This is a genomic window from Psychrilyobacter atlanticus DSM 19335, assembly GCF_000426625.1.
Lineage (GTDB): Bacteria > Fusobacteriota > Fusobacteriia > Fusobacteriales > Fusobacteriaceae > Psychrilyobacter > Psychrilyobacter atlanticus.
Genome location: NZ_KE384547.1, coordinates 1,762,543 through 1,776,460 on the forward strand (window position 1 = coordinate 1,762,543; position 13,918 = coordinate 1,776,460).

13 protein-coding genes are annotated in these 13,918 nt (G+C 32.7%); all 13 read right to left on the reverse strand.

From position 1 onward, the window contains the following. Window positions 1-201 precede the first annotated feature (201 nt). The 13 genes from murI to rapZ all read right to left on the reverse strand — a co-directional run bounded on the left by murI (window position 202) and on the right by rapZ (window position 13,459). Window positions 202-1,032: a glutamate racemase gene (gene murI / locus K337_RS0108965; RefSeq protein WP_051251690.1), complete on the reverse strand. Its 831-nt coding sequence runs from the start codon at window positions 1,030-1,032 to the stop codon at window positions 202-204. A 75-nt stretch (window positions 1,033-1,107) separates the two neighbouring features. Next, window positions 1,108-1,428 (reverse strand): DUF3870 domain-containing protein, encoded by a 321-nt coding sequence (locus K337_RS0108970; protein ID WP_028856307.1) that lies wholly within the window; start codon window positions 1,426-1,428, stop codon window positions 1,108-1,110. Between the two features lie 283 nt (window positions 1,429-1,711). Then, a complete protein-coding gene (locus K337_RS0108975) occupies window positions 1,712-2,572 on the reverse strand; it encodes a radical SAM protein (RefSeq protein ID WP_028856308.1) in 861 nt (286 codons plus the stop codon). Between the two features lie 174 nt (window positions 2,573-2,746). Beyond that, on the reverse strand, window positions 2,747-3,625 hold the full coding sequence (locus tag K337_RS0108980; RefSeq protein WP_028856309.1) for an ABC transporter permease: 879 nt from the start codon (window positions 3,623-3,625) through the stop codon (window positions 2,747-2,749). After that, window positions 3,625-4,677, reverse strand: a complete 1,053-nt coding sequence (locus K337_RS0108985; RefSeq protein WP_028856310.1) for an ABC transporter permease — start codon at window positions 4,675-4,677, stop codon at window positions 3,625-3,627. The genes K337_RS0108980 and K337_RS0108985 overlap by 1 nt, the downstream gene beginning before the upstream one ends. After that, window positions 4,677-6,194: an ABC transporter ATP-binding protein gene (locus K337_RS0108990; RefSeq protein ID WP_028856311.1), complete on the reverse strand. Its 1,518-nt coding sequence runs from the start codon at window positions 6,192-6,194 to the stop codon at window positions 4,677-4,679. The genes K337_RS0108985 and K337_RS0108990 overlap by 1 nt, the downstream gene beginning before the upstream one ends. A 30-nt stretch (window positions 6,195-6,224) precedes the next feature. Further along, window positions 6,225-7,040, reverse strand: a complete 816-nt coding sequence (locus K337_RS0108995) for a purine-nucleoside phosphorylase (RefSeq protein ID WP_028856312.1) — start codon at window positions 7,038-7,040, stop codon at window positions 6,225-6,227. Window positions 7,041-7,055: 15 nt separating this feature from the next. Continuing rightward, the gene (locus K337_RS0109000) at window positions 7,056-7,670 is read right to left on the reverse strand and encodes a hypothetical protein (protein ID WP_028856313.1); all 615 of its coding nucleotides are present in this window, start codon (window positions 7,668-7,670) and stop codon (window positions 7,056-7,058) included. A 177-nt stretch (window positions 7,671-7,847) separates the two neighbouring features. Further along, on the reverse strand, window positions 7,848-9,359 hold the full coding sequence (locus tag K337_RS0109005) for a PP2C family protein-serine/threonine phosphatase (RefSeq protein WP_028856314.1): 1,512 nt from the start codon (window positions 9,357-9,359) through the stop codon (window positions 7,848-7,850). Then, window positions 9,359-10,345, reverse strand: coding sequence for a hypothetical protein (locus K337_RS0109010; protein WP_028856315.1), 987 nt, complete (start codon window positions 10,343-10,345; stop codon window positions 9,359-9,361). Before K337_RS0109010 ends, K337_RS0109005 begins: the two co-directional genes overlap by 1 nt. Window positions 10,346-10,426: 81 nt before the next feature. After that, window positions 10,427-10,795 (reverse strand): response regulator, encoded by a 369-nt coding sequence (locus tag K337_RS0109015; protein ID WP_028856316.1) that lies wholly within the window; start codon window positions 10,793-10,795, stop codon window positions 10,427-10,429. 49 nt (window positions 10,796-10,844) lie between these two features. Continuing rightward, window positions 10,845-12,614 (reverse strand): excinuclease ABC subunit UvrC, encoded by a 1,770-nt coding sequence (gene uvrC, locus K337_RS0109020; protein ID WP_028856317.1) that lies wholly within the window; start codon window positions 12,612-12,614, stop codon window positions 10,845-10,847. After that, window positions 12,602-13,459 (reverse strand): RNase adapter RapZ, encoded by an 858-nt coding sequence (gene rapZ / locus K337_RS0109025; RefSeq protein WP_028856318.1) that lies wholly within the window; start codon window positions 13,457-13,459, stop codon window positions 12,602-12,604. The genes uvrC and rapZ overlap by 13 nt, the downstream gene beginning before the upstream one ends. Window positions 13,460-13,918 lie beyond the last annotated feature (459 nt).

Genomic DNA, 13,918 nt, shown 5'->3' on the forward strand with positions numbered 1-13,918 from the left:
GAGATTATATTTATTTTCCTTTATTTCACATTTAATAATTCCACAAATTGACCCTTTATAAAAAGAATAAAATAAAAACTATTTTTTTAATCGATACTGGTAATATAAAAAAATTAAATATAAATAAAGGCTCTCAGAATATTATTCTGAGAGCCTCGTTTATTTTTCCGTAATTAAGATTTAATAAGAAAATAAAAGTTATTATACTGCATTATAGAGTAAACCCTTGTATTCTTTGTGCAGATCTAATTCATAAATATTATCTATCTTTTCTCCTAAGAATTTTTCAGCAAAATCAAGGAATTTTTTACTGTCTCCACTGACTATAAATTCAATCTTTGCATCAATATTGTCTTGTTTTTTCGACTTAATCATCGAAAGTTTTTTCAACAGTTCATTTGCAGTTTCGTTGGCCGGATTCACTATATTTTTTTTAAAGTATTTAGCAATATTTCTTTCTACAATAGGATAATGGGTACAGCCCAAGATAAGGGTATCTATTTCAGGGGAAACTTGCTCTATATAAAGTTTGATTATTTCATCAGTTAGATAACTACCATAGTGATCCTCCCATCCATTTTCTATCATTGGGCAGATAAGTTTACATCCTTTTTCTGTTAAAGAAATAGTTTTAGGGGCTACCACATCAAATACATTTTTATATGCTCCCATTTTGGCACTTGCAGGGGTTAATATTACACCTATATTTTTATTTTGAGTAACTTCTAATGCTGCTCTTATTCCAGGTTCTATTACACCTATGACAGGAATAGGAAATTTATTTTTCATTGCTTTTATCGATGCTGCAGTGGCTGTGTTACAGGCTATCACTATAATATCAACTTCATTTTCATATAAAAACTCTCCTATTTTTAAACAAAGTTCTTTTATCTCTATTTCTGTTTTATCCCCATAAGGAGCATTCCCATTATCTCCATAGTAAAGTATATGACTTGAAGGAACTATATTTTGAATTTCTTTAAGAACCGTTAATCCTCCTACCCCAGAATCAAATATACCGATTTTATACATTATTTCTACCTCCATTATGATAATAGCACTATATAAAATTTACTCCATATCTAAAAATCCATAGACAAAATCATTTTAAATATTATATTTAATTTTCTCCTTATACCTTCTCAATGCATCTTTATAAGCTATAATAAATGCTTTTTTTGAGGCTCCAAAATATAGATCATTAATCTTTTCAATTATTTTTTTTTCATCTGTGATCTTCTCTCCTACAAACAGACATTTTAAAAAATTTTTAGTTATATCCAAAACTAAAGATCCCTCCACCTCTAAGATCTCATCTGTATTTGGATCTACTATCATCCCTAGAGCAAAAATTCCATATATTTTTGTTATAGCTGATTTTTCATGTGCTTTTCCGTACCCCGATACATATACATTTTTTTTCTTCAATTTATCCCCCTTATTTTTCAAAAAAAAAATCAGACTACTCCCTTGAGGAAGTAAATCTGACTCGAATAACTTAATATCGTATATTCTAAGATATCTTACTTTTTTATAATAGATATGAAATTTTTAAACAATTTATTTCATTTTTGGTTCACTTATGATTAATAATAGTTTAAATCTATGATTTTGTCAACTTTTTTATCTAAATTTTCAAATTAAATTAAACAATATATTCTTGTAAACTATTCTAGCTTTCACAAAATTATATGACTCCAGAACAAAAGGATCATAACCTTCTAAAATATTCAGGTATATAGTCTTTATCTTTAACAGCTGTGTCTATCTCTTCTAAAATACGTTCCCTGTCCTTGTTCAGTACTCCCTCTAAACTCAGGTAGTTAGAAGCATGGTTTACCCGAAATATAGTGTTCTTTAACTCCAAGTTCTCTATCATTAGTTTGGTTTCTAATAAGATCTCCTCGGGATTCAATAATTCTATTTTATTCTCCTTGACATCGTTATAAAACTGTGTCCCCTCGTCTAACATCAAAGTCAGGAGGGAGAGAAATTTTGGTTTTACTTTGCTGAGGAGTTTCGCTGATTCAATAGCATGTTCATGGGTTAATTCTTTGCCTCCTAGTCCTGAAATAATCATTATGGAAAGTTTTATCCCGCTCTCTGAAACTTTCATCAATTGCTTTTCCATCTCACTGGAGGTAATCCCCTTGTTTATTTTTTCTAAAATTTTATCACTGCCGCTTTCTATCCCTACATAGATTATATTCAATCCCTCAGAGTGAAGTAATTTCAGTTCTTCCACAGATTTAGTCTTTAGATTATTGGCGTGGGCATAGATCCCGATCCTTTTTATCTTCGGCATTTTACTTTTAACTCGTCTGATTATCTCAATGAGCAGGTCGGTTGAAAGCAGCATCGCATCTCCATCAGCCAAAAAAGCTTTGGTATAAAAGTCGTTAGTGTAAGTATCAATGTCAGCAAATATCTCTTCTTTAGATTTCATTCGAAATGATTTTTCCTTATACATAGAACAAAAAGTACATTTATTGTGGGAACACCCTACGGTAACTTGTAATATCAGACTGTTGGCCTCACTTGGTGGTCTAAATATTGCTCCTTCATATGGCATAATTTCCTCCTTTATCCTTCATTTTCTCTTAGTATACCACAAAAAAATCTATTCATTACCATTAAAAAAAGCAGTAAACCTAATTAGATTTACTGCTTTTTTATATTTTAACTCTCATCTCCTGCCTCGGTTTCTCCCTGAATAGGGAGAAATCCATAAAAAGGAAGAGGGTTTCTAGTCGTCACTCTTGTCATACGGCTTTCCAGAACTTGCTGGTGCCACTGCCTTTCCTACTACTCCTGCTAAGGCTAATAGTGTAAGGATGTATGGTAACATTTGAATAAATTGAGGTGGTACCCCAGTTACATATTGTTGTATTAAAGTCTGTCCTGCATCTGCAAAACCAAACAGTAAACTTGCTCCTAATACTCCACCTGGTGTCCATTTACCAAATACTAAGGCTGCTAAGGCTATAAATCCTCTACCTGCCGACATCTCTTTGGTAAACTGTGATAATGCACCGATAGATAGGTAAGCTCCTCCAAGACCAGCTAACAGTCCTGACATGATTACACCAAAATATCTTACTTTTAATACGTTGATACCTACTGTATCTGCTGCTAATGGATGTTCTCCAACAGCTCTCATCCTAAGACCCCATACTGTTTTATAGATAAACCAGTGAGATGCAAATGCAATTGCATAGATGATAAATACTATTATAGACATTCCAAAGAATGTAGCTGTTTTAGGTACTGTAGGAGTATTTCCAGATTGATTGAATAATACTCTTAACATAAATACTGTAAATCCAGAGGCGAATAAATTGATCGCTACCCCTGATACTACTTGATTTCCCTTATATTTAATACTAAGGACTGCATGAAGTAATGCCATGATTCCACCAGCCATCATACCACCAAGGATTCCAACATATGGATTTCCTGTATAGTATGAAACTACTGCTGCTGAGAATGCACCCATCAACATCATTCCTTCTAATCCTATATTTACAACACCTGTAAGTTCAGAGAACATTCCACCGATTGCCGTAATTAATATAGGAGCTGCTTGTCTGATTGTAGCTAAGATTAAACTTATAAAGATAGACATTAGTTACTCACCTTCTTCTTTTTATCTAATATTGCATGGAACATATTCTCTGCTGCAATCAATAAGATTATTATAGCTTGAATAATTATTATGATTTGACTCGGAATAGATGTATTAAACTGCATCGATCTACCACCAGTTCTAAGTGCCGCAAATAGTATTGCTGCAAATAGTGCTCCTACTGGTGTATTTTTCCCCAGTAGTGCTACTGCGATACCGTCAAAACCATAACTTCCCATGATACCCTGTCTGTAGGTATATTGTCCTACTCCACCAAGGATTCTTTCAGCACCTGCTAATCCAGATAATGAACCTGCTAATCCCATGGCAAATAATATTCTCCATTTTACATTTATTCCTGCATTTTCAGAAGCTGTAGGGTTAAGTCCTACGGCTTTGATCTCATATCCAGTGATAGTCTTTTCAAACATAAACCAGATAACTATCACAGCTATTACTGCTATGATAAATCCTACGTTAAGTGCTACCTTAGTATCAGGCATCAACATAGCTAATCTACTAGATTCAAATACTGGAGGAGTTTGAGGACTCGGTCCATTAGGTCCACCAGCTTTCAATGGATAGTTTAATCCGTATTGCTCAAAGTTTAATGCTATATAGTTTAACATGATAGTAGATATTACTTCATGCACTCCTAATTTTGCCTTTAACCAACCTGCAATTCCTGCCCAAGCAAAACCTGCTGCTGCTGCTATGATTAATACTACAAATACATTATTTATTCCAATACTGTGTACAAAAGCTCCAACTGCTGCTGCTGCTAATCCACCCATTACAACTTGACCTTGAGCACCGATATTAAATAATCCTGCTTTAAAAGCTACCATTACAGATAACCCGGTAAATATCATAGGTGTTGCTTCTAAGAGTGTTCTCGCAATGGCTCTCTTACCATCAAAAGCTCCTGTAAACAGATAGTAATATGCTGTTAATGGATTTTCTCCTAAATAAGCGATTATTCCTGCCCCTAAAAGTAGTGCAATAAACACCGCTAATATAGGAACTAACAATCCTTGTAATTTTCTATTCATTATAACTTCCCTCCAGCCATTAAGATTCCGATCTTTTCTTCAGTAGCATCTTTTCTGTCTAGAATTCCTGTAATCTCTCCACCACACATAACTGCTATTCTGTCACTTAAGTTTAAGATTTCAGATAATTCTGCCGACACTACCATCACTGCTTTTCCAGTTTTCTTTTCTTCCAAGATCAACTTATGGATTGCTTCAATAGCTCCAATGTCTACTCCTCTTGTAGGCTGAGAAGCTATGATGAAATCATGTTTTTTCTCCAATTCTCTAGCTACAATTATTTTTTGCTGGTTACCACCTGATAATTTTCCAAAGGCTGTTTTTGTTCCTCTAGGTCTTATATCATGAGCTTCCATAAAGAATTCTGCTTCTTTTTCTAATTTATCTACATCTAATAATATCTTACTCTTTGTAAATTTTTCTCTATGTACCCCAAAAGCAAATGTATCTCTAACTGAAAATTCTGATACTGCTGCTCTTGCATGTCTGTCTTCTGGTACATGGGCTAATCCAGCTAATGTAATATGTCTAGGAGTCTTTCCTGCCAGATCCTCACCATTTAGAGTAAATGCTCCAGATTCTATCTTTCTTAATCCTGTAATAGCTTCTACAAGTTCCGATTGTCCTGATCCTTCTACACCTGCAATTCCTAATACCTCTCCTGCTCTTATATCAAGAGATATATTTTTTACTGCCGGTAACCCTTTGTTATTTTTCACCTCTAGGTCTTTGATCTCAACTATCTTGTCACCAATAGTAACTTCTGGTTTTTCAGTAGTAAATAATACTGGTCTACCTACCATGGCATTTGCAATTTTTTGCTTTGTAGCATCTTTAGTCTCAAAGTTAGCCACATCTTTTCCTCTTCTGATTACTGTGATATTATCTGAAATATCCAATACTTCTTGAAGTTTATGAGATATAAATATAATAGTCTTCCCCTCTTCAATAAGGTTATCCATTATCTTGTATAATTCCTTTACTTCTTGAGGGATCAATACTGCTGTAGGTTCATCAAATATAAGCAGGTTAGCTCCCTTGAATAATATTTTTAAGATCTCTACTCTCTGCTGGATACCAACTGAAAGATCTGATATTATAGCATCTGGGTCTATGGCTAAACCATATTTTTCAGATACTTTTCTTACATCTTCACGAGCCTTATTTATATCAAGGTTCATTCCTTTAGTAGGCTCTACACCTAAGATCATATTTTCTGCAACTGTCAGGGTAGGTACTAACATGAAATGCTGATATACCATTCCTATCCCTAATTTAGCCGCTTCTCCAGGCCCTTTTATATCTGCAACTTTTCCATTTAAAGATATAGTTCCCGATGTAGGAGTGTATAATCCGTTTAGTATTTTCATCAATGTAGATTTACCGGCACCATTTTCTCCTACAATGGCATGTTTTTCCCCTTTGACTATGTTTAAAGTGATATCATCATTTGCTACGACTTTCCCACCTAAAAAAGTTTTTCTCATATTTTTCATTTCTAAAATATAGTTTGTCACTCTGATCCTCCTAGAACCCTTTATATTTTTTTATCCTATTTTTTTTACTATATTTACTATCCAGTTACAGAAATTTTCTCCAGCTTTTTTCGCTACATCCACTACATCTTCATGAGAATGTGCTTTTTTTGCTATTCCTGTAGCCATATTTGTGATACAAGATATTCCCAGTACATCTATTCCTAAATAGTTTGCTACTGTTACCTCTGGTACTGTAGACATCCCTATAGCGTCTGCACCCATACCAGAAAATGCTCTTACCTCTGCTCCAGTTTCATATGTAGGTCCTGTAGTTCCTAAATATACACCTTCTTTATAAGCTATACCTAAATTATCTGCAACTTCCTTAGCCAAATCTCTAAGGTATATCTTATAAGCTTCTGTCATATCTGGAAATCTCGGTCCAAATCTATCATCGTTTTTACCGATAAGGGGATTAGTTCCAAATGCATTGATATGATCGTTTATTAACATCAATGTTCCCGGATCATAACTTTTGTTACTTCCACCAGCAGCATTACTAACTATTAATTTTTCAATTCCAAACTGCTTCATAACATACATAGGATAAGTTACTTCTTTCATGTCGTAACCTTCATAGAAATGAAACCTTCCTTTCATCGCTACTACTTCTACTCCTGCAATTTTTCCAAATACTAATTTACCGTCATGACCTGCTACAGTTGATACAGGAAAATTTGGAATATCACTATAATCAATCTCCATCTTATCATCTATAAAGTCCACTAAGTTTCCTAATCCTGAACCTAATACTATAGCTACTCTTGGTCTATATTTTGTTGTTTCTTTTAAAAAGCTTGTTGTTTCAACTACTTTACTATACATGAATTTTACCTCCATTTAAATTTTTTTAATATATAGATCTTTTGTTGTTTCTTTAAACCCAATTTTCTTCAGATACTGTCTATGGGAATCCTCCATACCTTCTGTCATTAATTTATCAATTCCATTATTTTTAAAATACTCTGTGTGTTCATCAAAGAAGTATTTACCTAGTTTATAATCTCTATATCGGGGAGTTACATAGTCTACCTTTATAAAAAATACACCATCTGCACTCTTTTCTCCCAATAAAATTCCAGCTATATTGTTATTTCTCAACATGTATAAACCTTTATTTTGAGCTTTTAGTTCCTCTTTAGATATTTGTTTTTCTATCTCCTGCATATTCACCTTTAAAAAATAATTGAAGTATTTAGAATCAGCTTCAGCTTCTACCAGTTGAAACTCCTCCTTAGTATTATAAATATTATATAAAAAATATAAATTTATAACCGCTATCCCAACATTCATCAATGCTGTCGGCAACGAATTGATTAAAAATCCAAATGTTGCAAACAATATACATCCTACAAAGTTAATCCATCTAAGTTTAATAATTGAACTCATCGTTAAAGATACAAGAATTACTAATGAAGCTAAGTAACCAAACCAGTCAATCCAGTTAATTTCCACCCAATAACCTCCTATAAACAGTTTTTATATTATACTAAAATTTAAAGAGCAAGTCAAAGCTATTCCACTTAATTAACCAACATCTAAGGCTATAAGTGCACACTAATCAAAATTTAGCTCTCTTTCTAAACAAATGATACTGTTTAAAAACAAAAATAAAAAGGACATGAGTCCTTTTTATAATTCGATTTTTAAAATGACAAATGTCATATCATCTATCTGTTCCTTCTCTTCTACAAATTCATTGAGAGAATCTAAGAGCTCAACCTTTATTCCTTCAGCAGTCATCTCATAATTTTCTCCGATAACTTCCTTTAACCTTTCAATTCCATAAAGTTCTTTTCTTGGGTTTTCAGCCTCTGTCAATCCATCAGTATAGTACAGAAGGACATCCCCCTTCTCTAATTTTATCTTCCCCATCTTATACTCATAAGATTCTAAAAATCCTACTGCTACCCCTTTAATATTTTCCTCTAAAACTTCTCCCGTTCTAGCTCTATACAAGATAAGTGGATTATGTCCTGCATTGGAGTAATAAAGTGTCTTAGTTAAGAAATCATATTGACTGTGGAAGATAGTCACAAACATGTCTTCACTTATGTCTGGATAGATAATATCATTTAGATCAGTTAAAACTTCAAGTGGATATGAATCCTTATATTCTAATGTTTTCAATACAGACCTTATTAAAGCCATCAAAAATGCAGCTGGAACTCCTTTTCCACTTACATCTCCTATAGTTATCCAAAGTTTGTTGTCCCCTGAAAGAGAATAATCATAATAATCTCCTCCCACTTCCTTGGCTGGATTAAAGTACTGAGCTATCTCAACACCATTTATATCCCCCAATGACTGAGGTAATAATTTTTTCTGTATGTTTGAGGCAACTTCTAGTTCATTATCTAGACGTTCCTTTATTATTAATTCTGAATATATCAACGCATTATTTATGGCAATAGCTACCTGGATAGCCAGAGCTGAAATTGTCGCCTCATCACTATAGCTGAGCTTTTCTCTATCTTCTACTATATAGATTACTCCTAGTTCCTTCCCTTTTACTACCAGATCAGAGATAACGATACTTTCATCCTCTGTAGCTTCTATGGATTTAGATATCTGGGTATATATATTTTTATAGTCACTTCTTGTATATTTAGCCAGCTCTTCCAGTGAAAAATTTACATTTCCTGTATTTATAAACTTCCCCTTTGTCTGTTTCAACTCCAGTTCCCCGTCTTTCCACAGGTATATTGCTATTTTTTTTACCCCTGTTAAAACAAAGTAAGCATCTAGGATAACGCCTATAATCTTATCTAATTCCAAGGTTGACAGAACTGTCCTTGCTACTGCATTTATATTAGATAAATTCGCTACTTTTTTTTCTAATTCCTCGTTGGAATACTCCAATTGAGCTGATTTTTTTAAAAGGGAGTCATAGGTAACATTTAATTCCTCTTTAAATTCTTTCAACTCCTTGACCGAGTTATTCAACTGAGCCTCCTGAAATCTTATGGTTTTTACCGTTTCTTCATAAGATTCTTTGAGTTCATCCATTATCTCTGAATAATCTTCCCTCTTACCTATTTTTTCTATAAGTGTATGCATCTCGTCTATATTCTTTCTTTCATTTTTTTTCAGCAGGATCAACGATAACACTCCTACTATAAAAACAATTAAAACATATTCCATTATTTATCCTGCCTCTCTTTATAAGATTTTGGGTTTAAAAAATCATCTATCAAAAATTCTTCATCTATAGTCAATAAATCTTCCAAAGATACATCTTTTATTTTTATCTTCAAATTATAACCATCATAGTAACTAACTCTGTATTTCCCACCATAAAAAAAGATATAATTTCCATCTGTAACTGTATAACCATTGTATAATTTATTTTCTACTACTACAATTTTTGAATCAAACTTCAATTGATTCCCCATTATTTTTTTCACATCTTTTTCCTGTACAGCATTTAAGTATAGATATCCCTCTTCCTTAAAGACTTTAGGAGTTAAATCCGTACTTCTATCTATATAGACGTTTTTTTCCTGCCAATATTCATTTTTATTGTTAGAATAAGGCTCCTCTACCTTTAGAATTAAATTTAATTCTACCTGCTCTACTATTTTAAATAATTTTTTTCTCTTATCTTCCATCTGTAAAACAAGTTTTTCTTTATCTAATTCTGTATAATTTATCGAACTGTTAAATTTCTTGTCACTCATCATTATTTTTTTCCAAAAATAAACCTGTTTATTTAAATAGTATTGAGTCCTTCCGATTTTTTCATCTAATTTTATTGTCACTTTTTTATCTATACTATCCCTGTCTACCTGAGATAGTTCCGATGCAGATTTTGAAAAAGCTACCTCTTCTGGGAGGATATAGCTATTTTTTAGATGAATAATGTCATCTTTTAATTTCTCAGAGTACATAATATTTATCGTTGAATCATAAACTAATAATTTCCTCATAAGAATATCAAAGTCATTATAAAACTTTATTTTCTCTTCATACTTTAAGGGATAGTTAATACTATAGAGTGTCAGCTCATAATCCCCTTTTTTTATCTCTTTTTCAAAAGGTGCCCTGTGATACCTTTCCTTTACCTTGGACACTCCTGTACAGGCAGTAGTGCTTAGCGCTAATACTAAAAGCAATATATATTTATACACGTTTTTTTCTCCTTTCTTTTCTTAATTTTTTTACTTTCAAAGTTTCTTATTCTAAATCTATAACTCCATAACTATTTTTAATTATTGATTACTATTACCTTCCACTTGTTTTTGTATCTTCTGAGCTAGTTCATCTATATCAAATGGCTTTTCTACAAACCCTTGGATCTCTACCCCTAAGTTTTCTACAACACCTTCTAAATGACTGAATGCAGTCAAAATAAACACCGGAGTATCTGTTATCTCCCTTAATTTTCTCATGGCATCCAATCCATTCATCTGTGGCATCTGAATATCCATGATGATAAGGTCAAATTTTTCCGTCTCTATCATCTGTAAACCTACTATAGCAGTCTCAGCTTCAAAAACCTCCATACCCAGGTCTTCAATTATCTCTCTCAGTAACAATCTAATGCTTAACTCATCATCTACAACTAACACTTTTTTCATCTCTCTCCCCCTCATTACCTTTAATGGAACTAATAACTAACAAATAAAGTTAGTTCAAAACCTTTTTTATCTGCCATGCTATTTTCTCTGGTACGATTTCTAATAATTCTTCTAAAGTTGCTTCTTTTATCCTTTTCACCGATTTAAATCTTTTTAGGAGGTCTTTTTTTCTTTTTGGACCTATTCCTTCTACCTCATCTAACTCACTAGATATTACCCTTTTTTTTCGTAAATTTCTATGGTAAGTTATTCCGAATCTATGAGCCTCATCTCTCAGCCTCTGTAATATTTTTAGAGCCTCTGTATTTTTGGAAAAGATGTAGGAGCTGGTTTCTCCTGCTTTGAACACTTCCTCTTCCCTCTTGGCTATACTGATTATATCCACCAAATTTTCCTTTTTTAACCCTATAAAAACTCCTTCCACTGCATTTAGCTGACCCAAACCACCATCTATCAGGATCAGGTCCGGTAGATCTATCTGAGCTAACTTAGAGTATCTTCTTTGAATCACTTCTCTCATCATATGATAGTCATCTGGAGTGTCTTTAGTTTTTATCTTAAACTTTCTATAATGCTTCTTTGCCAGCCTTCCTTCTACAGCTACACTCATAGCTCCTACCGCATCTTTCCCTGAGATATTAGATATATCAAAACACTCTATTTTTCGAGGAAATTTATTTAAGTTTAAAGTTTCATAGAGGACTTTCATCCCCTCCTCCAATACATCTTTTTGATTATAATATTTTTTAATCTCTTCCTCTAAATTAAGGTATGCCATCTCTAAAAGCTTTTTCCTTCTGCTTTTAACTACAGGAAAGTATAGTTTTAAATTTATATGGAGAAAATTTTTACCCCATCCCTCTAGAATTTCTTTTTTTTCTGCAAACAAACTGTCTAAAATTATATTCTTAGGCATTTTTTCATTAGAATAATACCTCAGAAAACTCTCGACCAATATGTCATCTTCTATGGGGATGTCTACTCTTAAATTGTTAACTCCTAAGATCTTCCCGTCTCTGATCTTTAATATAGTCAAAAATAATAGATCTCCATCCTGTCTGCACACAAAGACATCCTCGTCTATATTTTTTAAAACTTCTGTTACCTGTGTTTTTAATGAATTTTCAATTGCTTTAATCTGTTCCCTATACTGGATAGCTTTTTCAAACTCCATAGATCTACTGGATTTTTCCATCTCTTCTTTCATCTGTTTTAAGAGATTATCTACCCTACCTTTTAAAAAATATTTAGCATTTTCAGCACTTTGTTTATAACTCTCCTCTACCCCCTTATAAACACAAGGGCCCATACATCGATCCATATAATATTTTAAACAAGGTTTAGGATATATTTTTTTCATATCTCTATTACAATCCCTTATTTTAAATATCTTTATAAGGGTCTTTAGCAAAAATCCGCTCCCATTGGGATAGGGACCAAAATAATCTCCATTCTTTATATCCATATCTTTACTTCTTCGAATAATAGAAACCTTAGGAAATTTTTCTAGCGATATTTTGATATAGGGATAGGTCTTTTGATCCTTTAGAAGGATATTATATTTCGGCATATATTTTTTTATTAGATTATTTTCTAAAATAAGTGCATCTAATTCACTTTTACAGACTATAAACTCTAGATCCTCTATGTGATCTACCAATTCCATTGTTTTTTTATCTATATGAACTTTTTTAAAATATGAAGAGACTCTTTTTTTTAAATTTTTAGCCTTCCCTACATATATTACCTCTTTTTTGCCTTTCATCAAATAAACTCCAGGAAGATCTGGAATTTCATACCTATCTATTAAAGACTCCATCTCTCCTGCTCCCTATGATTTAATAACACCTTAATATTTTCCTTTTTATTAAAATATTCATAAAGTTTATTAGCTATAGTCACCGATCTATGTTTTCCACCACTGCATCCAATTCCAACAGTCAGGTGGGTCTTTCCCTCTTTTATAAAATGTGGTAATAAAAATTCCAACATTTCCTCTATCTTCTTTAAGTATTCTTCACTGCCACTTCCACTCATCACATATTCTTGAACAACTTTATCATCCCCATTTTTAGGCCGCAATTCATCTATATAGTATGGATTTTGCAGTGATCTGGTATCAAACATCATATCCAGGTCTATAGGGGCTCCATATTTAAATCCAAATGTAGTTATGGTTAGCACCAAATCCCTTATTTTTTTATATTCTAACCTAGATTTTAAATTTTCAATCATTTTTTTAGGTGTAAAATCACTGGTGTCTATTACTATGTCTGCCAATTCTCTTATTTCAGACAGCATTTTTCTCTCTAAATAGATATTTTCAACGATAGAATTAGACCTTTTCAAGGGGTGGGATCTTCTAGTTAGGTTATATCTGTTTAATATCACCTCATCTTTGGCATCTAAATAAAGGACCTTGTAAGAAACTCCCTCTCCCTTCAAACTCTCTAACAACTCTAAAAATTCATCTGTCCTTTCAAAGGACCTTATATCCATCCCTATTGCGACATTTTTTATCCTTTCTCTATATACAGACAGCTTAAATCCATCTATAAAAAAACAGGGCATATTATCTATGGTCATATATCCTCGATCTTCAAAATAATTAAGTGCCGTTGATTTTCCTGCACCACTCATTCCCGTTATAATAAATATTTCCATTATTTCACCTCAAATAATTTTATATCTATATATTATCAAAATAAAGCTCAATTTAATAGGTAATAAAAAAGAAACGTAACGTTTCATCCAATTAGGAGTAATGTGACGTTTTTTAACTTTTACTTTTGTAAATAATTTAAAACTTAATAGACATAAAAAAAAAGACCTCATAGAAGTCTTTAAACAAGCCCTGACCTACAGCCCTCTGTATAGTTTTGGTCGCCTGGTTCAAAAAGTGGTAGTCAGATATATATAATATACAGTATCCGTAGGGGCTCGTTATACCCTCGTGATTTTTCTGATCTATCATATACAGCGCCGACCCCGGCGACGACATTAGGCCCAAAACATCAAGATGGTCGCTAATAGGTAAGGTCTCTTGTTAATTTAATAATACTACAAGATATTGGTGGTGTCAATACTTTTTCTTAGAAATTTATTAGAGGTTAAGCTTTATTT

Excerpts from the sequence above, each read along its gene's own strand:
- K337_RS0108980 (WP_028856309.1), bottom strand. The coding sequence starts at position 3,625 with ATGTCTATCTTTATAAGTTTAATCTTAGCTACAATCAGACAAGCAGCT.
- murI (WP_051251690.1), bottom strand. The coding sequence starts at position 1,032 with ATGTATAAAATCGGTATATTTGATTCTGGGGTAGGAGGATTAACGGTT.
- K337_RS0108975 (WP_028856308.1), bottom strand. The coding sequence starts at position 2,572 with ATGCCATATGAAGGAGCAATATTTAGACCACCAAGTGAGGCCAACAGT.
- uvrC (WP_028856317.1), bottom strand. The coding sequence starts at position 12,614 with ATGGAGTCTTTAATAGATAGGTATGAAATTCCAGATCTTCCTGGAGTT.
- K337_RS0108995 (WP_028856312.1), bottom strand. The coding sequence starts at position 7,040 with ATGTATAGTAAAGTAGTTGAAACAACAAGCTTTTTAAAAGAAACAACA.
- K337_RS0109005 (WP_028856314.1), bottom strand. The coding sequence starts at position 9,359 with ATGGAATATGTTTTAATTGTTTTTATAGTAGGAGTGTTATCGTTGATC.
- K337_RS0109015 (WP_028856316.1), bottom strand. The coding sequence starts at position 10,795 with ATGAAAAAAGTGTTAGTTGTAGATGATGAGTTAAGCATTAGATTGTTA.
- rapZ (WP_028856318.1), bottom strand. The coding sequence starts at position 13,459 with ATGGAAATATTTATTATAACGGGAATGAGTGGTGCAGGAAAATCAACG.
- K337_RS0108985 (WP_028856310.1), bottom strand. The coding sequence starts at position 4,677 with ATGAATAGAAAATTACAAGGATTGTTAGTTCCTATATTAGCGGTGTTT.